The sequence below is a fragment of the Comamonas faecalis genome (genome assembly GCF_039538025.1).
Classification (GTDB): Bacteria; Pseudomonadota; Gammaproteobacteria; order Burkholderiales; family Burkholderiaceae_C; genus Comamonas_C; species Comamonas_C faecalis.
Genome location: NZ_BAABBP010000024.1, coordinates 1 through 25,541, shown reverse-complemented (window position 1 = coordinate 25,541; position 25,541 = coordinate 1). Strand labels below are relative to the sequence as shown.

At 68.9% G+C, this 25,541-nt stretch carries 22 protein-coding genes; 7 read left to right on the top strand and 15 right to left on the bottom strand.

Annotated elements, in window-relative coordinates; genetic code table 11:
• Positions 1-3: 3 nt before the first annotated feature.
• From ABD767_RS12635 to def, 6 genes are all read right to left on the bottom strand, one after another.
• Entirely contained in the window at positions 4-1,209 is a 1,206-nt protein-coding gene (locus ABD767_RS12635) for a phosphoglycerate kinase (RefSeq protein WP_103043983.1), read from the bottom strand.
• 86 nt (positions 1,210-1,295) lie between these two features.
• On the bottom strand, positions 1,296-1,625 hold the full coding sequence (locus tag ABD767_RS12630; protein WP_103043984.1) for an AzlD domain-containing protein: 330 nt from the start codon (positions 1,623-1,625) through the stop codon (positions 1,296-1,298).
• Complete coding sequence (locus ABD767_RS12625; protein ID WP_103043985.1) at positions 1,622-2,389, bottom strand: AzlC family ABC transporter permease; 768 nt, start codon at positions 2,387-2,389, stop codon at positions 1,622-1,624. The genes ABD767_RS12630 and ABD767_RS12625 overlap by 4 nt, the downstream gene beginning before the upstream one ends.
• On the bottom strand, positions 2,386-3,360 hold the full coding sequence (gene fmt / locus ABD767_RS12620; RefSeq protein WP_103043986.1) for a methionyl-tRNA formyltransferase: 975 nt from the start codon (positions 3,358-3,360) through the stop codon (positions 2,386-2,388). The genes ABD767_RS12625 and fmt overlap by 4 nt, the downstream gene beginning before the upstream one ends.
• Before the next feature lie 70 nt (positions 3,361-3,430).
• Complete coding sequence (locus ABD767_RS12615; RefSeq protein WP_103043987.1) at positions 3,431-3,913, bottom strand: hypothetical protein; 483 nt, start codon at positions 3,911-3,913, stop codon at positions 3,431-3,433.
• Positions 3,910-4,434: a peptide deformylase gene (def, locus tag ABD767_RS12610; protein ID WP_103043988.1), complete on the bottom strand. Its 525-nt coding sequence runs from the start codon at positions 4,432-4,434 to the stop codon at positions 3,910-3,912. Before def ends, ABD767_RS12615 begins: the two co-directional genes overlap by 4 nt.
• A gap of 188 nt (positions 4,435-4,622) precedes the next feature.
• Here def and ABD767_RS12605 point away from each other — a divergent pair, with 188 nt between their 5' ends.
• Genes ABD767_RS12605 through ABD767_RS12595 form a run of 3 tightly spaced genes read left to right on the top strand, consistent with a single transcriptional unit; the run spans position 4,623 to position 7,853 of the window.
• Positions 4,623-5,858 (top strand): LysM peptidoglycan-binding domain-containing protein, encoded by a 1,236-nt coding sequence (locus ABD767_RS12605; RefSeq protein ID WP_103043989.1) that lies wholly within the window; start codon positions 4,623-4,625, stop codon positions 5,856-5,858.
• Between the two features lie 31 nt (positions 5,859-5,889).
• Positions 5,890-7,047: a DNA-processing protein DprA gene (gene dprA, locus ABD767_RS12600; RefSeq protein ID WP_103043990.1), complete on the top strand. Its 1,158-nt coding sequence runs from the start codon at positions 5,890-5,892 to the stop codon at positions 7,045-7,047.
• 23 nt (positions 7,048-7,070) lie between these two features.
• Positions 7,071-7,853 (top strand): NYN domain-containing protein, encoded by a 783-nt coding sequence (locus ABD767_RS12595; RefSeq protein WP_103043991.1) that lies wholly within the window; start codon positions 7,071-7,073, stop codon positions 7,851-7,853.
• 18 nt (positions 7,854-7,871) lie between these two features.
• On the opposite strand, the gene ABD767_RS12590 is transcribed toward ABD767_RS12595, so the two are convergent.
• The 7 genes from ABD767_RS12590 to ABD767_RS12560 are packed head-to-tail and all read right to left on the bottom strand — an operon-like array spanning position 7,872 to position 17,751.
• Positions 7,872-8,267 (bottom strand): PepSY domain-containing protein, encoded by a 396-nt coding sequence (locus ABD767_RS12590; protein ID WP_344869742.1) that lies wholly within the window; start codon positions 8,265-8,267, stop codon positions 7,872-7,874.
• 42 nt (positions 8,268-8,309) lie between these two features.
• On the bottom strand, positions 8,310-9,062 hold the full coding sequence (locus ABD767_RS12585) for a glucose 1-dehydrogenase (RefSeq protein WP_103043992.1): 753 nt from the start codon (positions 9,060-9,062) through the stop codon (positions 8,310-8,312).
• Positions 9,063-9,113: 51 nt separating this feature from the next.
• On the bottom strand, positions 9,114-11,372 hold the full coding sequence (locus tag ABD767_RS12580; protein ID WP_344869741.1) for a DUF3141 domain-containing protein: 2,259 nt from the start codon (positions 11,370-11,372) through the stop codon (positions 9,114-9,116).
• Positions 11,373-11,400: 28 nt separating this feature from the next.
• Positions 11,401-12,537 carry an ABC transporter permease gene (locus ABD767_RS12575; protein ID WP_103044004.1) on the bottom strand — a complete coding sequence of 379 codons (1,137 nt, stop codon included), beginning with the start codon at positions 12,535-12,537 and terminating at the stop codon, positions 11,401-11,403.
• Between the two features lie 4 nt (positions 12,538-12,541).
• A complete protein-coding gene (rbbA, locus tag ABD767_RS12570; protein WP_103043994.1) occupies positions 12,542-15,256 on the bottom strand; it encodes a ribosome-associated ATPase/putative transporter RbbA in 2,715 nt (904 codons plus the stop codon).
• A 4-nt stretch (positions 15,257-15,260) separates the two neighbouring features.
• Positions 15,261-16,331, bottom strand: coding sequence for an HlyD family secretion protein (locus tag ABD767_RS12565; RefSeq protein WP_103043995.1), 1,071 nt, complete (start codon positions 16,329-16,331; stop codon positions 15,261-15,263).
• Between the two features lie 28 nt (positions 16,332-16,359).
• Entirely contained in the window at positions 16,360-17,751 is a 1,392-nt protein-coding gene (locus ABD767_RS12560; RefSeq protein WP_425549922.1) for an efflux transporter outer membrane subunit, read from the bottom strand.
• 306 nt (positions 17,752-18,057) lie between these two features.
• Between ABD767_RS12560 and ABD767_RS12555 the strand changes: the two genes are divergently transcribed.
• Together ABD767_RS12555 and ABD767_RS12550 are read left to right on the top strand one after the other, a co-directional pair.
• Entirely contained in the window at positions 18,058-18,690 is a 633-nt protein-coding gene (locus ABD767_RS12555; RefSeq protein ID WP_103044005.1) for a TetR family transcriptional regulator, read from the top strand.
• Positions 18,691-18,977: 287 nt separating this feature from the next.
• Positions 18,978-21,224 carry a TonB-dependent receptor domain-containing protein gene (locus ABD767_RS12550; RefSeq protein ID WP_103043997.1) on the top strand — a complete coding sequence of 749 codons (2,247 nt, stop codon included), beginning with the start codon at positions 18,978-18,980 and terminating at the stop codon, positions 21,222-21,224.
• Positions 21,225-21,445: 221 nt separating this feature from the next.
• Here ABD767_RS12550 and ABD767_RS12545 read toward each other — a convergent pair whose 3' ends face one another.
• Positions 21,446-22,738, bottom strand: coding sequence for a Glu/Leu/Phe/Val dehydrogenase dimerization domain-containing protein (locus ABD767_RS12545; protein ID WP_103043998.1), 1,293 nt, complete (start codon positions 22,736-22,738; stop codon positions 21,446-21,448).
• A 206-nt stretch (positions 22,739-22,944) separates the two neighbouring features.
• Between ABD767_RS12545 and ABD767_RS12540 the strand changes: the two genes are divergently transcribed.
• The gene (locus tag ABD767_RS12540; RefSeq protein ID WP_344869737.1) at positions 22,945-23,406 is read left to right on the top strand and encodes a PACE efflux transporter; all 462 of its coding nucleotides are present in this window, start codon (positions 22,945-22,947) and stop codon (positions 23,404-23,406) included.
• Positions 23,407-23,485: 79 nt separating this feature from the next.
• On the opposite strand, the gene ABD767_RS12535 is transcribed toward ABD767_RS12540, so the two are convergent.
• A complete protein-coding gene (locus ABD767_RS12535) occupies positions 23,486-25,018 on the bottom strand; it encodes a catalase (protein ID WP_344869736.1) in 1,533 nt (510 codons plus the stop codon).
• Positions 25,019-25,139: 121 nt separating this feature from the next.
• Between ABD767_RS12535 and ABD767_RS12530 the strand changes: the two genes are divergently transcribed.
• Positions 25,140-25,439 (top strand): hypothetical protein, encoded by a 300-nt coding sequence (locus ABD767_RS12530; RefSeq protein WP_344869735.1) that lies wholly within the window; start codon positions 25,140-25,142, stop codon positions 25,437-25,439.
• Positions 25,440-25,541 lie beyond the last annotated feature (102 nt).

The following is a 25,541-nucleotide window of genomic DNA, read 5'->3' as shown; positions in this document are numbered from 1 at the left end:
CGCTCACCCACGGGCGCGCTTTTCCAGGATTTCGAACGCGGGCAAGGTCTTGCCTTCGAGCACCTCCAGGAAGGCGCCGCCGCCCGTGGAGATATAGCCCACGTCTTTCTCGATGCCGTACTTGGCGATCGCGGCCAGCGTGTCGCCGCCGCCGGCAATGCTGAACGCGCTGGACTCGGCAATCGCCCGGGCAATCGCCTGGGTGCCGCCGGCGAACTGGTCGAACTCGAACACGCCGACCGGGCCGTTCCAGACGATGGTGCCCGCGGCCTTGAGCTGCGCAGCCAGCCTGGCGGCGGTCTCGGGGCCGATGTCCAGGATCATGTCGTCGTCTGCCACGTCGGCGGCCTTCTTGACGGTAGCGGGCGCGTCGGCGGCAAAGGCCTTGGCGGTGACCACGTCGGTAGGAATCGGCACCTCGGCGCCGCGCGCGGCCATCGCGGCAATCACCGCCTTGGCCTCGCCCACCAGGTCGGGCTCGGCCAGGCTCTTGCCTACGGCTAAGCCCGCGGCCAGCAAAAAGGTATTGGCGATGCCGCCGCCGACGACCAGGCCGTCGACGTTCCTGGCCAGGCTTTGCAGAATGGTCAGCTTGGTCGATACCTTGGAGCCGGCGACGATGGCCACCAGTGGGCGCTTCGGGTTGGCCAGCGCCTTGGTGATGGCGTCGATCTCGGCCGCCAGCAGCGGGCCGGCGCTGGCAGTTTTGGCGTATTCGGCGATGCCGTAGGTCGTGCCCTCGGCGCGGTGGGCGGTGCCGAAGGCGTCGTTGACGTAGATGTCGCACAGGCTGGCCATCTTCTGCGCCAGCTCGGCATCGTTCTTCTTCTCGCCCTTGTTGACGCGGCAGTTCTCCAGCAGCACGACCTGGCCGGGCTGCACGCTCACGCCGCCGACCCAGTTGGCGACCAGCGGTACACCGTTCTCGTAGGGGTGGCCCAGCAGCTCGCCCAGGCGCTGCGCCACGGGGGCGAGCGAGTCCTCGGGCTTGAACTCGCCCTCGGTCGGACGGCCCAGGTGGCTGGTGACCATGACGGCGGCGCCCGCATCGAGCGCCATCTGGATGCAGGGCACCGAGGCGCGGATGCGCGTGTCCTCGGTGATGCGGCCGGCGTCATCCAGCGGCACGTTCAGGTCGGCACGGATGAAAACACGCTGGCCGCGGGCCTTGCCCTGGGCGCACAGGTCGGAGAAGCGAATGATTTGCATGGAAATAGGGGGAGAAGTCACGAAGTCGCGGCGATTGTAGGGGGTTGCTGCGCTGCACAACCCGCAGGGCGCCGGCAGCTCCTGCGCTACCAGCCCAGGCCGATGTGCAGCGGCAGATAGACCACCATGCCGGCGACGATGGTGCCCAGAATGGAGCGGCGCCAGAAGTAAAAGCCCATCGCGGCCAGCAGCGCCGGCAGGCGCGCGTCGGCCAGCGTGGCCAGCAGCTCGCCCTGCTGCATGAACAGCTCGGGCGCTATGACGGCGGCCAGCGCCGCCAGCGGCGCGTACTTGAGACCGCGGCGCAGCCAGTCGGGCAGTGGCAGCTCGCGCTCGGGCAGCATGAAGAAGGCGCGCGTGATGAAGGTGATCACCGTCAGGCCTGCAATCGCCAGCAGCGTGTCGGCCAGCGTCATGGCGTCTCCTCCGGCTGCTGGCGCAGCTGGGCGCGGCGCAGCGCGCGCTCGGCTGCCTCGGCGGCAAGGCCGGCGGTGACCGCCGCGGCAATCGCCACCAGGATGTTGAGCTTGAGCGGCAGCGCATAAGCGGCGATCGCCGCGCTGCACGCGACCACCGTGGCCAGCCAGCTGGCGCGGTCGTTGAGCATGGACAGCAGCACGCCCAGCAACGCCAGCACGCCGGCAAAACCCAGGCCCCAGGACAGCGGTATCGCCTCGGCCAGCACGATGCCGAAGATCGACGGAATCTGCCAGGCCAGCCAGTTGAGCGACGCGGCGCCCCAGAAATAGGCCAGTTGCCCCGGCGCGGGCTGCGGCTCGGGAAAGCGCTGCATGAAGCCTACGAAGATCACGTCGCCGCTGAAATAGCCCAGCACGATGCGCTGGCGCCGCGGCAGGTGGGCAAAGTAGCTGCGCCACATGCTGCTGAAGATGACGAAGCGCAGGTTCACGCACGAGGCGGTGAGCCAGACCACCCACAGCGGCGCGCCGACGGCCATCAGCGGCAGCACCGACAGCTGGGCGCTGCCGGCATACACCAGCAGCGACATGACGATGGCCAGCGGCGCCGACAGCCCGATCTTGACCATGGCGACGCCGGTGACCAGGCCCCAGGCGGCAATGCCCAGGCCGGTGCCCACCATGTCCTGGGCGCCCAGGCGAAAAAACGGGTCGTCCATCAGGCTGCGCAGCTGCTCGCGCTTGGCAGCCCAGCGGCTCATGGCGTGCGCCCCTGCAGCCGCTGGCCGGGCGCCAGCGCAAAGCCGTGCAGAAAGTCGCCCGCCGCCAGGCGCTTGCCACCGGCGCGCTGCAAGCGGGTGAGCGTGAGTGCCGTGCCCTCGCCGCAGGCCACGGTGATGCCGGTGGCGCCTGCCGCCAGCACCTGGCCGGGTGCGGCGTCGGCGGGCGCCGGCGCATCGGCCACGGCGCAGCCCCAGACCTTGATGGCAGCGTCAGCCAGCGCGGTGGCAGCGCCGGGAAAGGGGTCGAAGGCGCGCACCTGGCGCGCAATCGTGGCGGCCGGCAGCGTCCAGTCGATCCTGCTCTCGGCCTTGTCGATCTTGTGCGCGTAGGTCACCCCTTGCTGCGGCTGGGGCGTGGCCGCCAGCGGCTCCTGTTGCGCTTGGCGCAGCACGTCGACGACGAGCCGCCCGCCGATGGCGGCCAGCCGGTCGTGCAGCGTGGCGGTCGTGTCGTCCTCGGTGATCGCGGTCGTCTCCACACGCAGCATCGCGCCAGTATCAAGCCCTGCGTCCATCTGCATGATGGTCACGCCGGTCTCGGCGTCGCCCGCTTGAATTGCCCGATGAATGGGCGCCGCGCCGCGCCAGCGCGGCAGCACACTGGCGTGGATGTTCAGGCAACCCAAGCGTGGAAGATCCAGCACCCATTGCGGCAGGATGAGGCCGTAGGCGGCCACCACCATCACGTCGGCCTGCGCATCCAGCAACGCCTGACGCGCGCTGGCCGCGTCCTCGGGGTATTTGCCGTCCAGGCGCAGGCTGCGCGGCTGGGCCACTGCAATGCCGCGCTCCTGCGCCAGCTGCTTGACGGGCGAGGCCTGCAGCTGCATGCCGCGCCCGGCCGGGCGGTCGGGCTGGGTGAGCACGAGCGGCACCACAAAGCCCGCCTGCAAGAGCGCGTGCAAGGCCTCGCGGGCAAATTCCGGGGTGCCGGCAAAAATGACGTTCATGGGCGCAACAGACGAAAAAAAGCAGGATAACAGCGCAGCAGCGGTGCGCGTCGGCAGGCGTCGACCAACGTCAGTGGGCGCGGCTGTCCGGATCGCCGCGCTGCTCGTCGGTGAACATCACCAGGCGCACCACGCCCGCCGGGTCAATGTGCACATGCGCCTGACGCGGCTCGCCCATGTCCTCGATGCGGTAGGTCCAGATGTCGCCGTCAAAGCGCGCCACATGCTCGACCAACGCCGGCGGGCCGAACTGCGCGCGCACGCTCTCACGCGTATCGACGCCGGGCACCAGTGCCTGAAAGTGCGCCAGCGTCAGCACCTGCTCGACACGCGTCAGGCGCGCATGGGCGTCAAAGTCGATCTGGTAGACCTGCTGGCCCGCGGGCTGGCGGCTGTAGATCAGGCGCTCACCGCCGCCGGCCAACGGCACCGCGAGCGTGGGCGCGCCCAATGCTTCGACGACCTGCGCGCGCGGCGTGCCCGGCGTCTGGTGCTCGGGCACTGCGCAGGCGGTCAGCAGCAGCGCAAGCGCAAGCGCGGCCGCAAGCCTCATGCGCGCTCGGCCTGCTTCTCGGCCTGTTTTTGCTGCTTCAGCAGCTTGTTCTTGATGCGGCCACGCTTGAGCGGCGACAGGTATTCGACGAACACCTTGCCCATCAGGTGATCCATCTCGTGCTGGATGCACACGGCCAGCAACCCCTCGGCCTCGATCTCGCGCGGCTGGCCGTCGCGGTCGAGCGCGCGCACGCGCACCGCCAGCGAGCGCTCGACGCCGTCATAGATGCCGGGCACCGACAGGCAGCCCTCGTCGCCCACGCGCGTCTCCTCGCTGGCCCACAGGATCTCGGGGTTGATCAGCACCTGCGGCTGGTCGCGCTCCTCGGACACGTCGATGACGACGACGCGCTCGTGCACGTCGACCTGCGTGGCCGCCAGGCCAATGCCGTTGGCGTCATACATGGTCGCCAGCATGTCGTCGAGCAGTTGGCGAATGCGCGCGTCGACCGCCTGCACGGGCTGGGCCACCTTGTGCAGGCGCGGATCGGGATAGCAGAGAATGGGAAGGACAGACATGCCGAACGTAGGAAATTTGTCACTATTTTGGCCGCTTTTACCGGGGTCTGCCGCTGCAGCACTCAATAATCGTTGCCCAATCAAGGGCTTGGGCACAAAATCTGAAGCACTTGTTACGTTTTTTATCTCCTGCCTGCCGCCCTCCATGGGCCAGCGCAGAGAGGGTCAGCGGGAGGAAGGTTCGATTCATGCACCACACACACCACAATGCCTCGCTCCAGCCGGCCGCGCCGCGCCGCGTCGGCGCCCGCCTGGCGGCAGTGCTTGCGGCCGGCCTGCTGGCCGGCACCGCCCTGGCGCAGGCCCAGGCGCCGAACTACCCCATCACGGCCGCGCAGCGCGCCACGGCGCAGCAGGTGGCGCAGGACGGCGTGCCGCTCGACGAGCTGGCGCCGGGCGCGCCCGACGTCTACGTGGTCAAGCGCGGCGACACGCTGTGGGGCATTTCGGGCATGTATCTGCGCCAGCCCTGGCGCTGGCCCGCGCTGTGGGGCATGAACCTGGACACCATTGCCAACCCCCACCTGATCTACCCGGGCCAGACGCTGTACCTGGAAAAAGCGGGCGGCCGCGCGCGCCTGCGCACCAGCCGCGGCAGCGACGAGACCATCCGCGTGTCGCCGCGCACGCGCTATGACAGCCTGTCGGCCTCGGCCCTGCCGACACTGCAGCAGCACCTGGTCGAGCCCTTTCTGGTGCACGCGCAAATCGTCGACGAGCTGGCGATGGAGCAGGCGCCGCGCATCGTCGCCACGCGAGACCAGCGCGTGCTGATGTCCAGCGGCGACCGCGCCTATGCCCGCGGCCCCGAAGGCAGCCCACTGCAACTGGCACCGGGCGTGCCGCGCCAATATCAGATCTTCCGCAACCCCAAGGCGCTCAAGGATCCGCAGACCGGCGAAGTGCTGGGCTGGGAGGCGCAGTACGTCGGCCGCGCCGAGCTGGTGCGCAGCGAAGGCGTACAGGAAACCACCGACGCCAAAGGCCGCATCGACACCGACATCGTGCCGGCCACGGTCGACCTGATCTCCGCGACCGAGGAAGTGCGCGCCGGCGACCGCCTGCTGCCCGCGCCCGAGCGCAGCTTTGCCAACTACACGCCACACGCGCCAACGCAGGCGGTGGACGCGCGCGTGGTGTCGATCTACGGTGACGTGGCCGTCTACAACGCCGGCAACAACCAGGTGGTGACGATCAACCGCGGCAGCGCCGACGGCATGCAGCCGGGCACGGTGCTGACGCTGCTGACCGAAGGCAGGCGCCTGGTGGACAAGACCGACGACGCCAAGGCCATGCTGCGCCTGCCCAGCGAGGCCAACGGCCAGGCCATGGTGTTTCGCAGCTTTGACCGCGTCTCCTACGCGCTCATTCTGCAGTCGCAGCAAAGCGTGCGCGTGGGCGACCGGCTGGTCAATCCCGAGTGATCTGATCTGATCTGAACCGCACCATCCAGCCATGCAATACGACGAACTGCACGCATGGCTGAGACTGGTGCACAGCGTGGGCGCCAGCGCCGCGCGGCGCCTGCTGGCGCAGTTCGGCGCGCCCGAGGCCATCTGGCAGGCCAGCGCAGCGCAGTGGCGCAGTTGCGCGAGCGCCGCCCAGGCCCAGGCGCTGGCCCAGCCGCCCGAAGGCTTCGACGCGCTGCTGGCGCGCACCTGGCAATGGCTCACGCAGGATGACGGCGCCGGCGCGCGCGCCATCGTCACGCTGGGCGCCAGCGCCTACCCGCCGGCCCTGCTGGCCACGGCCGACCCGCCGCTGCTGCTGTACCTGCAGGGCGCGCCCGCCTTCGTGCGTCCCGCGCACGGCGGCTTTGCGCCGGCGGCAAGCCTTGCGATCGTCGGCAGCCGCAACCCCACGGCGCAGGGCGCCGAGAACGCCCGCCGCTTTGCCCGCGCGCTGCACGAGGCGGGCCTGACCATCGTCTCGGGCCTGGCGCTGGGCATAGACGCCTGCGCCCACGAGGGCGCACTCGACGCGCTGCCCGACCCGCAGCGCCCGGCGACGATTGCCGTCGTCGGCACCGGGCTGGACCGCGTCTACCCGCGCGCCCACCAGCAGCTTGCGCGGCGCATTGCGCAAAACGGCCTGCTGGTCAGCGAATACCCGCTGGGCACGCCGCCGCTGCCGGCCAATTTCCCCAAGCGCAACCGCATCATCTCGGGCCTTAGCCTGGGCACGCTGGTCGTCGAGGCGGCGCTGCAGTCGGGCTCGCTGATCACCGCCCGCCTGGCCAATGAGCAGGGGCGCGAGGTGTTCGCCATCCCCGGCTCGATCCACGCGCCGCAGTCGCGCGGCTGCCACGCGCTGATCCGCGACGGCGCCAAGCTGGCCGAGACCGCGCAGGACGTGCTCGAAGAGCTGCAACTGCCCACGCCCACGCAGTTGCCGGACACCGGCGCGACCGCGCAAGCAACACCCCCGGCCGATGGCGGTAGCGACGACCCCATCCTGCAAGCGCTGGGCTTCGACCCGATGGGGCTCGATGCACTCATCGCCCGCACCGGCTACGGCGCCGCAGAGCTGCAGGTCAGGCTGCTGGAGCTGGAGCTTGCCGGCCAGGTCGAGCGCCTTCCCGGTGGGCTGTTCCAGCGCGTCATGCGCGCCTGAATTCCCGTTCCCGCCGACCTCCCATGCACAACCCGCCCACCGAAACCGAAGCCCATGTCGCCGTGCTGGTCGACTGCGACAACACCAGCCCCGACATCCTGGAATACACGCTGCGCGTGGCCACGCAGTTTGGCCGCGTCGTGCTGCGCCGCGGCTACGGCAACCACGCCACGCTGGCCAACAAATGGCAGGAGGCGCTGGTGCGGCTGGTATTCACGCCCTGCCTGCAATACCAGTACGCCGCGGGCAAGAACACCTCGGACATCGCGCTGGCGCTGGACGCGATCGAGGCGCTGTTCGACGCCCGCGCCAACACCTTTTGCATCGTCACCAGCGACTCGGACTTTGCCTACCTGTGCCGCAAGCTGCGCGAGCGCGGCGCGCTGGTGCACATCGTCGGCGAGGCCAAGTCGCCCGACGCGCTGCGCAACGCCAGCGACCAGTTCTTCGAGTGGGCCCGCCCCGCTGCCGAACCGCCCCCAGAAGAGCCCGCCAGCGCCGGCCCCATCAAGGGAGACCCGGCCAGGCCCGTTGCCGTCGCCAAGCCCGCGCCCAAGCTGCGCCCGCGCCTCGTCGTCGACGCGGTCGCGCTGCTGGCGGCCGACACGCCCGAAGGCAAGGTCAGCGTGAGCGGCCTGGGCAACTACCTCAAGCGCAGCGACCCATCGTTTTCACCAAAAAACTACGGCCATTCCGGGTTGCTGGACATGCTCAAGACCTACGACCTGCTGCGCGTGCAGCAAGAGCCCGGAGGGCACTGGACGACGCAGCTGGCCGAGCCGGCGCGCGCTGAAGGCGGCAAATAACGCGCAGCGGCGGCGCGCTCAATCGTCCAACTGCTCGCGCTCGATCGCGCCGGTGTCGCCATTCACCCGCAGCTCGACCGCCCGGCCCTGGGCGTCGCGGGCCTCGACCTCGTAGCAGCCGTCGTCCCACTCGATCTCGCTGATCTCGCGGTAGCCGGCGGCGGCCATGCGGTCGTAAATCTCACGCACCGTCAGGCGGGCGCCGGCCGGCGCCATCGGCGTGGCGGCAGATGCAGCGCCCAGCGCGGCCTGCTGCGCCCGCAGCAGCTCCAGCGTCAGCGCAGTCATGCCTGTGCCAAGCGCCAGCGCCCAGCGGTAGCCCGCCAATGCCGGTGCCAGCATGGGCATGGCGAGCGGCGTGTGCGCCGCAACCGGCTCGGCGGCGGCGGCGGGATGGGTGGCGGTCTTTTTCATGGCAGTCCTTGGCGAATATGGCAGGAAGAGGCTCTCAGCTTCTCAGGCGGCCGTATAGCCGCCGTCGACGACCAGCCCACTGCCGGCCATGAAGCTGGCGCCGTCGGACAGCAAGAACGCCGCGGCGTGGGCGATTTCCTCGGCGCGGCCCAGGCGGCCGATGGCGTGCTGGCCGACCAGCGCGGCGCGGCGCTGGGCATCCAGGTTGGCCAGGATGGCCGTGTCCACATAACCGGGGTGGATGGAGTTGATACGCACGCCGCGCGCGGCATAGGCCAACGCGGCCGAGCGCGTCAGGCCGGTCACGCCGTGCTTGGCCGCCACGTAGGCCGGCGCGCCGGGGTTGCCGACCAGGCCCAGGATGGACGACATGTTGACGATGGCGCCGCCGCCGGCGGCCAGCATGGCCGGGATTTGCGCGTGCATCGCGTGCATCACGCCGCCGAGGTTGATGTCGATGATGCGCTGCCACTCATCGGGCGCCATGTCGGCCAGCGGGCGCGGCGTCTCGCCGATGCCGGCGTTGTTGAACGCCAGCTGCAGGCTGCCGAAATGCTTCAGCGCGCAGTCGACGGCGGACTGCGCCGTCTCGGGCCGGGACACGTCGCCCACATGCGCGACCGAGGAGCCGCCGGCAGCGGTGATCGCGTCGACCAGCTGCTGCACCGCATCGGCGTCGATGTCGGAGGCGACGACCTGCAGGCCGTTGGCCGCCAACAGCCTGGCCGTGGCCGCGCCAATGCCCGACGCTGCGCCGCTGACCAGAACGCTCTTGCCCTGAAAACTGTATTGCATGGTTTGCTCCTTCCGAAGACGGGTTGGGTAATGGGTGAAGCGCGCGCGGCATCACGCTGGCTTGCGGCGGATTGCTTGCGTGCGGGTGGTTTTTGCTGCAGGCGCCTTGCGCCTTGCGGGCGCCGCGGGGGCCGGCAATGCCGTCTCGGCACCAGCGGCCCGGCCGAACACCTGCTGCATTGCCTGCCAGCGCGCCAGCTCCTCGCCTGCCAGCGGCTCGGCGGCGTTGAGCACCGCGTCCAGGTGCGTCAGCGCCTGGCGGATGCTGCCGGCCGGCACGCCGTCCAGCAGCGCGGGCAGCGCGGCCAGGCTGGCCGCTTCATCGATGCGCATCAGCGCCGCCTGCGAGCGCGCCAGCGTGCGCAGGTCGCGCACGTTCAGGCGCTCACCCAGCTCGTGGTGGTAGATGCTCAGCGCGCGACGGTACTGGCGCTCGTCGGCCGCACGCCGCGGCGCCAACACGTACAGCAGCGCACGCATGGCGGCTGCGGCCAGGCCGCCCTGGCCGGCCGCGGCGTGCAGCGCGGCCAGTTGCTCACGCACCAGCGCGCGGTGCTCGGGGCTGTCGCCGGGGTGCGGGCGCACCGGCGCGGCGGCGTCGGCGTGGCCAGCCAGCGCCTGCAGCAGCGGGTGGTCGTAGATCGCCTCGAACAGCTGCTCCTGCGCCGCGTCACGCCACGCGGTGTACTGGCGCAGGCTGGCGCTGATCGCGTTGGACGCCATCTCCTGCGCCTGCCACCACGGGTTGTCCTGCGCCACCGGCTGGCGCTCGGCGCGCGCCTGCCTGGCCCGCTGCGCCACCCAGGGCGCCAGCGGGTGGCGGTCGCACCACACCTCGTAGCCCACGCGCAGCGGGTGCCAGGCTTGCAGCAGCGCCGCGCGCTCGGGCGTCACCATCCCGCGCACCCAGGGTTGCAGGTATTGACGGTACAGCGCCAGGTTGACTTGCGAGAGGTGGGCTGCGGCGGCAAAGCGGCGGTCGCTGGCGGCGGCCTCCTGCGGGTCGGGCATGACGATGGCGCGCACATCCTGCAGCGTGCGCTGGTGCACGCTCATCCGGTAGTCGCCCGGAACTAGGTCGTCATGCGGCTCGCCCGGCGACTTGTCCTGCACGCTCAGCTCGAACAGCCCGGCGGGCAGCAGGTCGATCAGGTCGATGTTGCTGGTGAACTTGGCGTGCTCTTTGCGCCCTACCGCGCCCGAGACGAAGATGCCCAGGTGGCCGATGCTCTCGTGCGTGGCCCAGGCGATGGTCTGGTTGTGCGCCAGCAATTCGTCGTCGCTGCGGTACAGGTCGCAGATCCAGCCCAGCGCCTGCGGCGGCGGCGTGATGTTGTCACCGTAGGAGCAGAAGACGACGATGGGCGAGGTGATGTTGCGCAGGTCGATGCGCACGCCGCCCTGGGTCACCAGCTCGGCCGAGCTGAGCTTGTTGCCGATGAACAGGTCGTCGACGATGGCCTGCATCTCAAGCTGGTCCAGGCGCACGTAGCCGCCCCAGTATTTCTCGAACTGCAGGTAGCGCTCGCCCTCGGTGTCGACCTCGGCATAGACATGGTGGTTCTTGTCCCACAGCGTGTTGGCCGGGTTCAGGTTCTCGAAGTTCTGCACCAGCCAGGCGCCGTCGAACCGGCCCGCGCCCAGGTCGCTGGCGAGCGCCGTGAGCCAGCTGCCGCCGGTGAGCCCGCCGCCGTAGCGCATCGGGTTCTGGCCGCGCCAGCCGGCCCAGTACGACAGTGGCGTGCCGGCCAGGATGATGGGGCCGAACAGCTCGGGCCAGACGGCCGCGGTCATCATGATCTGCCAGCCCGCCTGGCAGTTGCCGATCACCGCCGGCCTGCCTTGCGCCTGGGGGTGCAGCTCGATCACCTTGCGCAGGAACGCCGCCTCGGCGTGCATCACGTCTTCCAGCGTCTGGCCGGGCACCGGGTCGGGCGTGAAGCCGACGAAGTAGCAGGGGTGGCCGGCTGCCAGCGCCACACCAATCTCGCTGTCGGCCTTGAAGCCGCCGATGCCCGGGCCGTGGCCGGCGCGCGGGTCGACGACGATGAAGGGGCGCCTGGCCGGATCGACGGGCGCGCCCTCTGGCGCCACGATGCGCGCCAGCCCGTAGTTGACCGGGCGCGCCAGCGTGTCGCCGCGCAGCACCAGCTCGGCGTCGAAGTCGAGCACGTTGGGCACCGTCTCCTGCATGTGGGCGCGGTACTGGTTGCCGCGCTGGCGCATCACGTCGGCGTACAGCAGGCTGCGCTGCCAGGCGTCGTGCAGATAGTCCCAGCTGTCCTGGGCGGCGTTCGAGGGATTGAACATCGGGTGCTCCTTGCCTGCCATCGGGCGGTCAGGCCATCTGGCCAATCGTCTTTCTGAAGCGCGCCAGAGCCAGCGCAAACAGCACGCAGCCGATCAGCGCCAGCGCCGCGAACTGCGGCCACACGGTGGCGAGGCCCGCGCCGCGGTACAGCACGGCCTGGCCGATCTCGACGAAGTGCGTCGAGGGCGCGGCCAGCATCACGTCCTGCACCAGCTGCGGCATGCTCTCGCGCGGCGTGTTGCCGCCCGAGAGCATCTGCATCGGCATGATGGTCAGCATCATCAGCAGGCCGAACTGCGGCATGGTGCGCGCCAGCGTCGCCAGGTAAATGCCCATCGCGGTGGTGGCGAACAGGTTGAGCGCCGCGCCGGCAAGGAACAGCGCCATCGAGCCGGCGACCGGCACGCCGAGCGCCCCGCCCACGACGAAGCGCAGCGACAGCCACACTGCCACCAGCACGACGAGCCCCATCGACCAGACCTTGCCCAGCATGATCTCGGTGGGCGTCACCGGCATCACCAGCAGGTGCTCGATGGTGCCGTGCTCGCGCTCGCGGATCAGCGCCGCGCCGGTGAGGATGATGGCCACCAGCGTGACGTTGTTGATGATCTGCATCAGCGAGCCGAACCAGGCGTGCTCCAGCGCCGGGTTGAAGCGCGCGCGCAGCGCCAGCTCCACCGGCAGCGCCGTGGTGCCGCGGTGGCGCTGTACGTAGTCGCGCACCTCGCCCAGCGCGATCTGCTGCACGTAGCCGCTGCCCGAGAACGCCTGGCTCATGCGCGTGGCGTCGACGTTGAGCTGCAGCTCGGGCTGGCGCGCGGCCAGCACGTCGCGCTGGAAGTTGGGCGGAATGTTCAGCACGAAGGTGTAGCGGCCCTGATCCAGCCCTGCATCCATCTCGCTGCGCGTAATGCTTTGCGGCGCGGTGAACAGCGGCGGGTAGAAGGCGTCGGTGATGCGCTGCGACAGCGGCGACTGGTCCTCGTCGACCACCGCGATCGAGGCCAGGTGCAGCGTCTCGGGCACGGCGGTGGCGCCGGTATAGACCGAGACGCTGAACACGTAGACGATGAGCAGCAGCATGGCCGGGTCGCGCCACAGGCTCCACAGCTCCTTGACGCCCAGGCGCCAGACGTTCTGCAGATGGCGAAGATGGCGTTGCATCATCTCAGCGCTCCTGTTTCCTGAGCAGCAGCACGGCCGCGCCCATCACCACCGGCACCGCCAGCAGCAGCGCATTGAACGACGAGCGCAGATCCGACAGGCTGAGCGCCTTGCCGAAGATGCCGCGCGCAATCGTCAGCATGTGCGTGGCCGGATAGACCTCGCCGATCAGCCTGCCCACGCCGTCGAGCGAGCTGACCGGGTGCAGCAGCCCGGCAAACTGCACCGCCGGAATCAGGGTGCCGATCATCGCCAGAAACATCGCCGCGATCTGGCTGTTGGTCACCGCCGACGCCACCAGCCCCATGCCGGTGGCCAGCACCGCATAGACGCTGGCGGCCAGCAGCAAGCCCCAGAAGCTGCCCTTGATCGGCACGCCGAACAGCCACACGGCCATAGCGCACATCAACAGGAAGTTGAGCAGCGCCAGCAGCACATAGGGCAGCTGCTTGCCGACGAGAAACTCGGTGCGGGTGACCGGCGTGGTGTAGAGGTTGAGGATGGAGCCCAGCTCTTTCTCGCGCACCACCGCCAGCGCGGTCAGCATGGCCGGCAGCATCAGCAGCAGCAGCGAGATGACGGCCGGCACCATGGCGGGCAGGCTTTTCACGTCGGCGTTGTAGCGAAAGCGCACCTCCACGCCGGCCGGCTGCACCAGGCTGATGCCGCGCTCGGACAGCTGCGCTGCCAGCCACTGCTGGTGCATGCCCTGCACATAGCCGCTGACGGTCTCGGCGCGCGTGGGCATGGCACCGTCGATCCACGCGCCGACCTGCGCCTGGCTGCCACGCAGCACATCGCGGGCAAAACCGGGCGGAATCTCGATGGCCAGCGACAACTCGCCGCTGCGCATGCGCCGGTCCATGTCGGCCTCGTCGGCAATCGGCGCGCGCTCGACGAAATACGGCGAGCCCGCCAGGTTCAGCGCGTAGCTGTGCGACAGCCCGGTCTGGTCGCGGTCGAGCACCGCGTAGCGCAGATCCTGCACGTCCAGACTGGTGCCGTAGCCGATCACCAGCATCAGGATCAGCGAGCCGACCAGCGCCAGCGTGGCGCGCACCGGGTCGCGCTGCAGCTCCAGCGACTCGCGCCAGAAATAGCTGATGAGGCGCTGCAGGCTGAAGGCGTGCTGGCGCGGCGGCTGTGCCGGCGCAGCGGCCACCGAGAGCGGCGCGTCGGCGCCGGGCGCGGCGCCGCCGGCTTCGATCAGATAGCCGATGAAGGCTTCTTCCAGCGTCGCCGCGCCGCGCTTTTCAACGAGGGCGGCAGGCGCGTCGCTGTCGAGCACGCGCCCGGCATGCATCATCGACATGCGGTCGCAGCGCGCGGCCTCGTTCATGAAGTGGGTCGAGATGAAGATGGTCACCCTGTCGCGGCGCGACAGCTCGACCAGCAGGCGCCAGAAGTTGTCGCGCGCCACCGGGTCGACGCCCGAGGTCGGCTCGTCCAGGATCAGCAGGTCGGGCCGATGCACCATGGCCACCGCCAGCGACAGGCGCTGGCGCACACCCAAGGGAATGGCCGCCGGCAGGCTGTGGCGCACGCCGGCCAGGTCAAAGCGCTCGATCATCTCCGCGACGCGCGCGTCGATCTCGCCCGCCGGCACGTGGAACAGCCGCGCGTGCAGCACCAGGTTCTGCAGCACCGTCAGCTCGCCGTACAGCGAGAACGCCTGCGACATATAGCCCACGCGCTGGCGCGTGGCCATGTCGCCGGCGTCGACCACCTTGCCAAACAGCTTGGCCTCGCCTTCGCTGGCCTGCAGCAGGCCGGTGAGCACCTTCATCGTCGTCGACTTGCCGCAGCCGTTGGAGCCCAGAAAGCCGAAGATCTCGCCGCGGCGGATGCGAAAGCTCACATGGTCGACGGCGGTGAAATCGCCAAAGCGCACCGTCAGCCCCTCGGCCTCGATGGCGATGTCGTCGGCCTCCACGTCCAGAGGCGGAATCACCACGGCGGCGTGGCCGCGTTTCTTCTCCTCGGGCAGCAGCGCGATGAAGGCTTCTTCCAGCCCCTGGGCCTGGGTACGCTCGCGCAGCTCGGCCGGCGTGCCGGTGGCCAGCACCTGGCCGGCGTCCATCGCCACCAGCCAGTCGAAGCGCTCGGCCTCGTCCATGTAGGCAGTGGCGACCAGCACGCTCATGCCCGGACGCTGGCCACGGATGCGCGCGATCAAATCCCAGAACTGCGCGCGCGCCAGCGGATCGACGCCGGTCGTCGGCTCATCCAGGATGAGCAGGTCCGGGTCGTGGATCAGCGCGCAGCACAGGCCGAGCTTTTGCTTCATGCCGCCCGACAGCTTGCCGGCCGGGCGCGCCAGAAACGGGTGCAGGCCGGTGGCGCGCGTCAGCTCGTCGATGCGCCGGCGCCGCTCGGCACCGTCGTGGCCGAACAGGCGCGCGAAGAATTGCAGGTTTTCCTCGACCGACAGCGTCGGGTACAGGTTCTTGCCCAGGCCCTGCGGCATATAGGCCACGCGCGGCTGGATGGCGTTGCGGTGGCGGCGCTCGGCAATGTCGCCGCCCAGCACCTCGACGCGCCCGCCCTGCACCACGCGCGCGCCGGCGATCAGCGACATCAGGCTGGACTTGCCGACCCCATCGGGGCCGATCAGCCCCACCATGCGGCCCGCCGGAATGTCCAGCGTGATGCCGGCCAGCGCCTGCACCTTGCCGTAGTGCAGCGCGACCTCGGTCAGGCGGATCACGGGCCCGGCCATCGTCTTACTCCGGAACCCTGGCGGTCAGGTTCTCGGGCCACTGCGCGGCCGGGTCGAGCTTGACCCAGGCCACGCCCGGCAGCCCGGTCTTGACCTGCTGCAGGTGTTTTTGCAGCAGCTCGGGCGCGATCTGCGCGCGCACGCGGAACATCAGCTTCTCGCGCTCGCTGGCCGTCTCCACCGTCTTGGGCGTGAACTGCGCGGTGGCCGAGACAAAGCTGATCGTCGCCGGAATCACCAGGTCGGGCGCGGCGTCGAGCACGATGCGCGCCTCGCTGCCCATCGCCACGCGGCCGGCAATCGCCTCGGGCAGAAAGAAGCTCATGTACACGTCCGACAGGTCGACCAGGTTGAGCACGCGCCCGCCCGCGCCCAGCACCTCGCCGGGCTGCGCCACGCGAAACTGCACGCGGCCGTCGCGCGGCGCGGTCAGCTGCGCGTCGTCGATATCGGCGTCGATGCGCGCGATGCTGGCCTGCGCGGCAGCGACCTGCGACTGGGCGCCAGTCACCTGGGTGCGGCTGGCGTCGACCGCGGCGCGCGCCGCATCCACCTGCGCCTTGGCCGCCGTCACCGCCGCCCGGGCGCTGCGCACGCGGGCGCTGTCATCGTCCAGCTCCTGCTGCGACGCGGCGCCGTCGCGCACCAGATCCTGCGAGCGCGCCAGGCGGCGCTGCGCGGCGTCCAGCTCGCTATTGCGCAGCGCCACCTGGGCGTCGGCGGCGCGCAGATCGCTCTGGCGCAGCGCCACCTGGGCGCGCGCCGTGGCCACGCCATGCTCGGCCTGCGCATGGCGCGCCAGCGCCTCGGCACGCGCCGCCTGCAGCGACGCCACGTCCATGCGCGCCAGCACCTCGCCGGCGCCGACGAAGGCGCCCTCGGGCACCAGCACCTCTAACAGGCGCCCGGCCAGCTTGGTGGCCACGTCGATCTCGGTCGCCTCGATGCGGCCGTTGCCCTGCACAAAGCCCGGCCCCGACCCGCTGTCCTGGCTGGCGCTCCACGCCAGCCAGGCCCCTGCGGCCACGACCAGCAAAGCCACTGCGCCCAGTCCCTGCTTGAGTTTGGTATTCATCCTGGTATTCCTTGCCTGATCTGCAAATTCATCGCGCCTGCGGCGTCTGGGGTTGGTCGGTGGCGGCCTGCGGCGTCATGGGCTCCAGTGCGCCCGAGCCTCCGCCCAGCGCGGTGTACAGCGACAGCTGCGCGCTCAGCAGCGCGTGCTCTGCGCGCACCACGTCCTGCTGCGCGTTCAACAGGTCGCGCTCTGCGTCCAGCACCTCGAAGTAGCGCGCCGCGCCCGCGTCAAAGCGCCGCTTGGCCAGCTGCGTGCGCCGCGCCAGCGTGGTCTCGATGCCGCGCAGTGTCTGCAGTTGCTCATCGAGCCGCTGGCGCGCCGCCAGCGCGTCGGCCACGTCGCGGAAAGCCGCCTCGATCGCCTGCTGGTAGCTGTTGAGTGCCTGGTCGCGGCGCACCTCGCTCAGCTCCAGGTTGGCCTGCCTGCGCCCGCCGTCGAAGATCGGCAGCGAGACGCTGGGCACAAAACTCCAGGCGCGGCTGCCCGAGGCGAACAGGCCGTCCAGCTCGGCGCTGGCGGTGCCGGCGAACGTGGTCAGCGCAATGCGCGGAAAGAACATGGCGCGCGCCGCGCCGATCTGCGCGTTGGCCGCCTGCAGCGCGTGCTCCGCGGCGCGAATGTCGGGGCGGTTCTCCAGCAGCTGCGACGGCAGGCCGGGCGCCAGCGGCGGCAGGCCCGCCAGCGCGGCCAGCGGCTGCTCGCTGGGCGGCAGACTCAGGCCCGGATCGCCCACCAGCACGCCCAGCGCGTGCAGCTGCGTGCTGCGCTGCAGCGCGAGCTGCGACAGCAGCGCCTGCGCCTGCTGCCACAACAGGTCGGCCTGCACCAGCTCCAGCTCCGAGGCCGATCCCACCTGCAGCCGACGCTGGAACACCCGGCGCGACTCGGCACGCGTGGCCAGCGCCTGCTCGGCCAGGCGCACGCGCTGGTCGATCTCGCGCAGGCCCAGGTAGCCGTCTGCCACCTGCGCCACCAGCACCAGCGTGGCGGCGCGCTGCGCCTCCTGCGTCGCCAGATAGCTTTGCACCGCCGCGTCGTCCAGGCTGCGGACGCGGCCCCAGAAATCGAGCTCCCAACTGCTCAAGCCCACACCCAGCTGGTGCTGGCTGGAGACCAGCGGCTGGCCGGTGAAGTTGAGGTCGCCCGGCACGCGCCCGCGCTCGGACTGCATGCTGGCGCCGACGGTTGGCACCCGGTCGGCGCGCGTGACGCCCCAGGCCGCGCGCGCCTCCTGCACGCGCAGCAGAGCGGCGCGCAGGTCGCGGTTGCGCTCCAGCGCCTGTTCGATCAGGTCTTGCAGCTCGGGCGCCGTGAAATAGTCGCGCCAGGCCAGTTCGGCCACCGGCGTGGCCGCTGCCTGCTCGGCGTTGAACTGCGCCGGCAGCGGCGCCTGGGGGCGCTCGTACTCGGGCGCCATCGAGGCGCAGCCGGCCAGCAGCAAGGCGGCAACGCCAGCGCCCAGGCGGCGACTACGGCGAGTGATCAAGGTATGCAATATGTGCGGCATGGCGCTCCACAAAAGACGGCCGCCCCGTGCGTGCTGACCGGCCCGGCCCACGGCGGCGCCAGCACCTGCCGGCGCTGCGGAAAACGGCAGCGCCGGCGCGGTCGATAAATGCAAAGGCAGCGGTTTCATTACGGGATTTTGCTAATACATGACTGACTGGTCGGTCATTAGTATAGTGTTAACCCTATGGATACCGCAAATTTCATCTCTACCAAAATGGATTCAAGTCAAAACAAGTCCAGCACACGGCAGGCGCATCGGCGCCGCCTTCCCCCCGAGGAGCGCGTGGCGCAAATCCTCGACGCCGCGCTGGAGCAGTTCTCCCAACACGGCTTCAACGCCACGCGCATGGACGACATCGCGCGCGCCTGCGGCCTGTCCAAGGGCGGGCTGTACGTGCACTTCGGCAGCAAGGACGCGGTCTTCGAGGCGCTGCTCGAACGCGCGCTGACACGCACCAACTGGGACGAACTGCCACAACTGGCCCAGGGTGCCAGCGCGCGCGCCGTGGCCACATGGATCGTCGACCGCCTGCACGCCGCGCTGCTGGAGCCGCAGAGCATTGCCATCCTGCGCCTGCTGATCTCCGAGCGTCAGCGCGTTCCCACTCGGCTGGAGCAATGGCGCGAAGGCGTGCTGCGCATGCGCGCGCAACAGGTGACCGCACGCATCCACGATGACCTGGCCGCCAGCATCTCGCCCGACAGCGTGCTGGCCCGCCACCCCTGGCTGGCCCTGTCGCCGGTCATGCACACGGTGCTGTGGCAGGCACTGTTCGGCGAAGGCACCGCGCCCGATGACGACGCGCGGCAGGCGCATATTGATTTGTTGTGTGCGTTGCTTGAGTGAAGGGGGGCACGGGCGGCGGGTTGAGTGCCATCAAAAATGCGCCATCGCCGCCTTTCAGCCAAGGGCCAGGCCTCCTACCGCCCGTAAGAACGTGTTCAAAGAGAAGGTTCTTGGTGCGACCTTGAATCAATCCCCGCGCCAGGGACAAACGCCGATACGCACCGGCAAGGCTGAGACAATCGCTGGTTGGCTTTGCATGCGCTCGCGGCCCCTGCAGGCGCGGGCGGACGCCCGTGGCGCAGCCGCACGCGGCACGGCCGCTTTTCTTCGTTTCCCGACAGACCTTCATGAACACCAAGCAACCCCGACGGATCGCCGCGTTGATGGCGCTGGCACTGGCCGGCTTGGCCCAGGCCAAGGACGACACCACCTTGCTCGACACCCTCGTCGTGACCGGCACGCGCACGCAGACCTCGTTGCGCGACAGCCCCGCGTCGGTGTCCATCGTCGGGCGCGAGGAGATCGAAAAGCGCGGCACCGACAGCGTGGCCGAGCTGCTGCGCGACGTGCCGGGCGTGTCCGTCGTCGACTCGGCCGTCGCCGGCATGAAACGCATCCGCATCCGTGGCGAGCAGTCCAACCGCGTCGTCATCCTCGTGGACGGCCAGGAGCTGACCGACCACAGCTCGTTCGGCTCGCCGCTGCTGGTCGACCCTGCCAATATCGAGCGCATCGAGGTCGTGCGCGGCCCGGCGTCGGTGCTGTACGGCGCCAAGGCGATTGGCGGCGTGGTCAACATCATCACGCGCAAGGGCGCGGCCACGCCGGTGCAAGTCGAAGTGGGCGGCGCTTACCACAGCGCGACCAGGGGCTGGGAGGGTTGGGCGGCGGTCTCGGGCACGGCCGACCGGCTGGACTACCGCCTGTCGGTCAGCGGCGACGACCACGGTGACCGCAAGGTGGCCAAAAGCCCGTACAGCGCCAGCGGCCGGCTGGAGAACTCGTCCTACCAGAACCAGGACGTCAGCCTGCACGCCGGCCTGAAGCTGGACGAAGCGGGCAGGCACTACGTCGCGCTCAAGGCCAACCACCACCACCTGAAGGCGGACGGCTGGCAGGATCCGTTTGCGCTGGTGACGCTCAAGAACATCGGCATCAATCCGACGATCGCCGGCAAGCAGGCGCAGATCAGCATCGACGAAGCCGAGCTGACCCAGTTCAACGCCAACCTGCCCAAGCGCGACCTGGACAAGGTCGGGCTGTACTACGAGGGCAAGGACCTGGGGCCGGTGCTGCGCAAGGCCAGTGCCGACCTGTTCGTGCAGCGCGTGGATCGGGAGTTCAACAACGACATCAGGATCAAGGGAACCGGGGGGAGTGCCTACATCCCCTTCCCGCCACCCTTTGGCCAGACTCTTGGATTGACCTCGGCCGATATCGGCATGAATTCGGTCTCTGTGGATCGCACGCAGACCTATGGCGCTAGTGGCCAGCTCGATTTCAGCTTCCACCCCGACCACTACACGCTGATGGGTGCGCAGTTTTTGCGCGACGACCTTGATACCAACAAAAGCAACACGATTCAAATCAGCAATATCAAATCGCCGTCACCGGGGGTGCCGACCGGAACGCTGAGTGTCAACAGCAACGCCTACGACCGCGCCACCATGCAGACCGCGTCCGCCTTCGTGCAGGATGAATGGTCGCTGACGCCCGACTTCAAGCTGATCGGCGGCCTGCGCTACTACCGGGTCGAATCGACGCTGGAACAGACCAGCAGCAGCACCCACAATGCCGGCGAGAGCAGCCGCCACGGCCGCTTCGTCAAGGCGCTGGGCCTGACCTGGACGGGGCTAGAACATTCCACGGTGCGCGCCGGCTATTCCGAAGGCTATGTGATGCCGTCGCTGCTGGAGCAATTCACCGACTCGCGCGCCGGCCGCGGCATCGTGCTGAGTGGCAACCCCGACCTGCTGCCCGAGCGCTCCAAGAACTACGAACTTGGCCTGCGCTACCAGAACCGCGGCGTGGTGTTTGACGGCACGCTGTTCTTCAGCCGCTCCAAGAACTACATCACCTTCGAGTCCTGCAGCATCAGCGGGCGCTGCGCCCCCGGCGGCGACATCTACGTCAACGCCGACCGCGCCAAAAGCCACGGCGTCGAGCTGCTGATGGAGTACCTGGTGCCCGGCACCTCGTTCACGCCGTATTTCACCGGCACCTGGATGCGCCGCCAGATCACCGTCGACGACTTCTCCACCTACCAGACCGACGTGCCGCGCCTGTCGGGCCGGCTGGGCCTGCGCTGGGAGGACACGCTGGCCAACTCCGAGGTCTGGGCCGACCTGTTCGTGCATGCGGCCACGGCCGTCGACAAGAAGGAGCGGGCCATCGAGAAATCGGGCAAGGTCTCGCGCCATCTGGCCGGCTGGGGCACGCTCAACTTCGCCGTCGGCAGCAACTTTGGCCCGCACGGGCGCCACCGCGTCGTCCTGCACATGGGCAACCTGCTGGACAAGGGCTACCGCGCATCGGTGGACGAAATGCCCGGCGTCGGCCGCAACGTCGTGCTGACCTTCTCGACCCGCTTCTGACCCGGTGGCGCGCCCATCGCGGCGAGGGCGCCGCTCCCCACCGCAACCGGGCGCCGTAGATACAAGGAGGCCAGCTCTCTGGCCGATGCGGCGATCGCAGCGCAAATGCCCTTTGCGCGCCCGCAGGGACTGCGGCTACGCAACCCGAACGGCCCAGGGTTGCGCAGGCGCGCGACAAAAAAAGCGCCCCGAAGGGCGCCAGCAGTGGTCGTTTCAAAAAATCAGGGATACAGCCCGCGCATTTCGCGCGCATGCAGGATGCGCTTGCACGCGACGATGAAGGTCGCCGTGCGCAGCGTGACCTTGTTCTCCTGCGCGACCTGCCAGACGGCGGAAAACGCGTCTTGCATGATGCGCACCAGGCGGGCGTTGATCTCGTCCTCGGTCCAGAAGAAGCTGGTGAAGTCCTGCACCCACTCGAAGTAGCTCACCGTCACGCCACCGGCGTTGGAGATCACGTCGGGCAGCACCAGCACGCCGTTGTCGTTCAGGATGTCGTCGGCCTCGGGCGTCGTCGGACCGTTGGCGCCCTCGATCACCATCTTGGCCTTGACCTTGCCGGCGTTGGCCTCGGTCAGCTGGCCCTCCAGCGCCGCCGGGATCAGGATGTCGCAGTCGACGCCCCAGAACTCGTCGTTGTCCATCACGTCCGCGCCGGCAAACCCGGCCACGCCGCCGGTCTGCTGCACGTGCTCGGACAGCGCATGCGCGTCGATGCCGCCGGCGCGGTGGATCGAGCCGGTGTGGTCCTGCACCGCCACGACCTTGGCGCCGGCCTGGGTGAACAGCTTGCCCGCCGTGCCGCCGACGTTGCCAAAGCCCTGGATGGCCACGCGCGCGCCGTCGATCTTCAGGCCGGTGCGGTGCGCCGCCTCGCAGCCGACGGTGAACACGCCGCGGCCCGTGGCCTCGACGCGCCCGAGCGAGCCGCCCAGGTCGACCGGCTTGCCGGTCACGACGCCGGTCGCCGTCGCGCCGACGTTCATCGAATAGGTGTCCATCATCCAGGCCATGACCTGGGCGTTGGTGTTGACGTCGGGCGCCGGAATGTCCTTGGTCGGGCCGATCAGCAGGCCGATCTCGCTGGTGTAGCGGCGCGTCAGGCGTTCGAGCTCGGCCTTGGACAGCTTCTTGGGATCGACCCGCACGCCGCCCTTGGCGCCGCCATAGGGCACGTTGACCGCGGCGTTCTTGATCGACATCCAGGCCGACAGCGCCATGACCTCGGACAGCGTCACGTCCTGATGAAAGCGCACGCCTCCCTTGCCCGGGCCGCGGCTGACGTTGTGCTGCACGCGGTAGCCCTCGAAGTGGGCGATGGTGCCGTCGTCCAGCTCGATCGGCACGTCGACGATCAGCGCGCGCTTGGGGCGCTTGAGCGTCTCGACCCAGCGCGACAGATTGCCCAGATAGGGCGTGACGCGGTCGACCTGCTGCAGGTAAATGCCCCAGGGGCCGAGATGCTGGGGGTCGAGATAGGAAGGCAGGGGATGGGTGCTGGAAGGGGACGACATGCTTGTCCTCATGGGAAACGAATCAAGGCGGCAAGCTTAGGCCGGCGGCGCGCAAATGTCCAAGGCAGCTGTCTTTGTCCTCCATGCAGCACATGCATAGGCCCTGACGCGGACAAGGTTGCACCGCGGAACGCCCAACGGTTGCACCCTGCCCGCAAAAGGCGGCATCCGTTCCTCGCATCGGGATTTCCCTATACTTGCGCGCCATGGATTCCTCCGTCTCGCACCGCGGCCTGCAAGGCCCGTGGCGCCGCGTTCTATTCGTCTCGCTCTATGAGCTGATCGCCATCGCGGCCGCCAGCCTGCTGTTCATCGCCGTCGGGCAGCGGCCCATGGAGTCGGGCGTGATGTCGGTCATCGCATCGACGCTGGCCGTGGCCTGGAACGTCACCTTCAACCACTTGTTTGAGCGCTGGGAGATGCGCCAGAGCGTCAAGGGCCGCTCAGTCGCGCGCCGCGTGGCGCATGCCCTCGGCTTTGAAGGCGGGCTGGCGTTGATGCTGATCCCGCTGATGGCCTGGTGGTTTGGCGTAGGCCTGTGGCAGGCCACGCTGATGGAGGCGGGCCTGCTGGTCTTCTTCCTGCTCTACACCTACGTCTTCAACTGGGGATTCGACCGCATCTTCGGCCTGCCGGCCTCGGCGCAGGCGCTGGCTGCGTCGTCCTGAAAACAAAAGCCCGCTCGACGAGCGGGCTTGCATCGCGCTGCCTGCGCAGCAGCAGGCAGCGGTTGGTCGACAGCCGTGGTTACACCGGCAGCGCCACCAGCGGGTTGCCGTTCATCGGGTCGTCCTTCCTGGATGCCAGCGCCCGGGCCAGATCCAGCCCCAGCGCCTTGGCCACGCCGGCGCCGTAGGCCGGGTCGGCCGCGTGGCAATTGCGGATGTGGCGGAACTTGACGAACTCGGGCGCGTCGCCCATGGCGCGGCCGGTGTTGCCGAACAGCACCTGCTTCTGCGCGTCGCTCATCAGCTGGAAGAGCTTTCTCGGCTGCTCGAAGTAGTTGGCATCGTCTTCGTGGAAGCTCCAGTGCTTCGCGTCACCATTGATCTTCAAAGGCGGCTCGGCAAACTCGGGCTGGCCCTGCCACTGGCCGAAGCTGTTGGGCTCGTAGTGCGGGGCGCTGCCGTAGTTGGCGTCGACGCGGCCGTAGCCGTCGCGGTGGTTGCTTGCTACCTTGCAGCGGGCCTTGTTGACCGGGATCTGCTGGTAGTTGGCGCCCAGGCGGTAGCGCTGCGCGTCGGGGTAGTTGAACAGGCGCGCCTGCAGCATCTTGTCGGGGCTCACGCCAATGCCGGGCACCAGGTTGCTGGGCGAGAAGGCCGACTGCTCCACGTCGAGGAAGAAGTTCTCGGGGTTCTTGTTCAGCTCGAACTCGCCGACTTCGATCAGCGGGTAGTCGCCATGCGGCCAGACCTTGGTCAGGTCGAACGGGTGGTAGGCCACCTTCTCGGCGTCCTGCTCGGGCATGACCTGCACGTACATCGTCCACTTGGGGAAGTCGCCGCGCTCGATGGCCTGGTACAGGTCGCGCTGGTGGCTTTCCCTATCCTTGCCGACGAGGGTCTCGGCCTCGGCATCGCTCAGGTTCTGGATGCCCTGCTGGGTCTTGAAATGGAACTTGACCCAGAAACGCTCGCCCGCGGCGTTCCAGAAGCTGTAAGTGTGCGAGCCAAAGCCGTGCATGTGGCGGTAGCTGGCGGGAATGCCGCGGTCGCTCATCACGATGGTGATCTGGTGCAGCGCTTCGGGCAGCAGCGTCCAGTAGTCCCAGTTGTTGGTGGCCGACCGCATATTGGTGCGCGGGTCGCGCTTGACCGCCTTGTTCAGGTCGGGGAACTGGCGCGGATCGCGGATGAAGAACACCGGCGTGTTGTTGCCCACCATGTCCCAGTTGCCCTCCTCGGTATAGAACTTGAGGGCAAAGCCGCGGATGTCGCGCTCGGCATCGGCCGCGCCGCGCTCGCCGGCCACGGTGGTGAAGCGGGCGAACATCTCGGTCTGCTTGCCCACTTCGCTGAAGATTTTTGCGCGGGTGTATTTGGTGATGTCCTTCGTCACCGTGAAAGTGCCGAAGGCGCCCGAACCCTTGGCGTGCATACGCCGCTCCGGGATCACCTCGCGCACGAAGTTGGCCAGTTTTTCGTTGAGCCACACGTCTTGCGCCAGGAGCGGACCGCGCGAACCGGCCGTCAGGCTGTCGCGGTTGCTGGGCACCGGAGCGCCAAAGTCGGTCGTCAGATGGGTGACGGGGCAGCGGGGCGTGGTGTTATCGGTCATGGCAATTCCTGTCTGGGGAAGAAAATGGAATACCGAAGTGTCGGTGTCCGTCATGATAGGCAACAGTGATCGAAGTTAAAAATTGATTGATTTCATATTGCCGATAGTGAAATTCAAACCCATGCCTTCTTCCCGCGCACTGGCAGCCGCGGCCTGCCTGGCGGGCGCGCTGCTGGCCGGCTGCGCGTCGCACGCGCCGGCGCCCCATGGCGCGGTGCGCGGCCCCGATGCCAGCGGCCAGGAATGGCTGCAATCGGACGTCAACCGCATGGCCACGCTGGCGATGCAGGCCAACCTGGACAGCCTGTACCGGCTGATGGACAAGCTCTACCAGCGCAACCCTCGGCAGTGGCGCAGCGCCGGCCATACCAACCGAGCGCAGGCCATGGCCGGGGTGGAGGGTGTGCAGAATTTTGTGTAAACGGACAATCCACCGCCGGCGTAAGCCGGCCTGTCCGTAAGCGCAATGAACACCAAGAAACACGACGTACCCGAAGAACTGCTGTCTGGCCTGCTGGCCAAC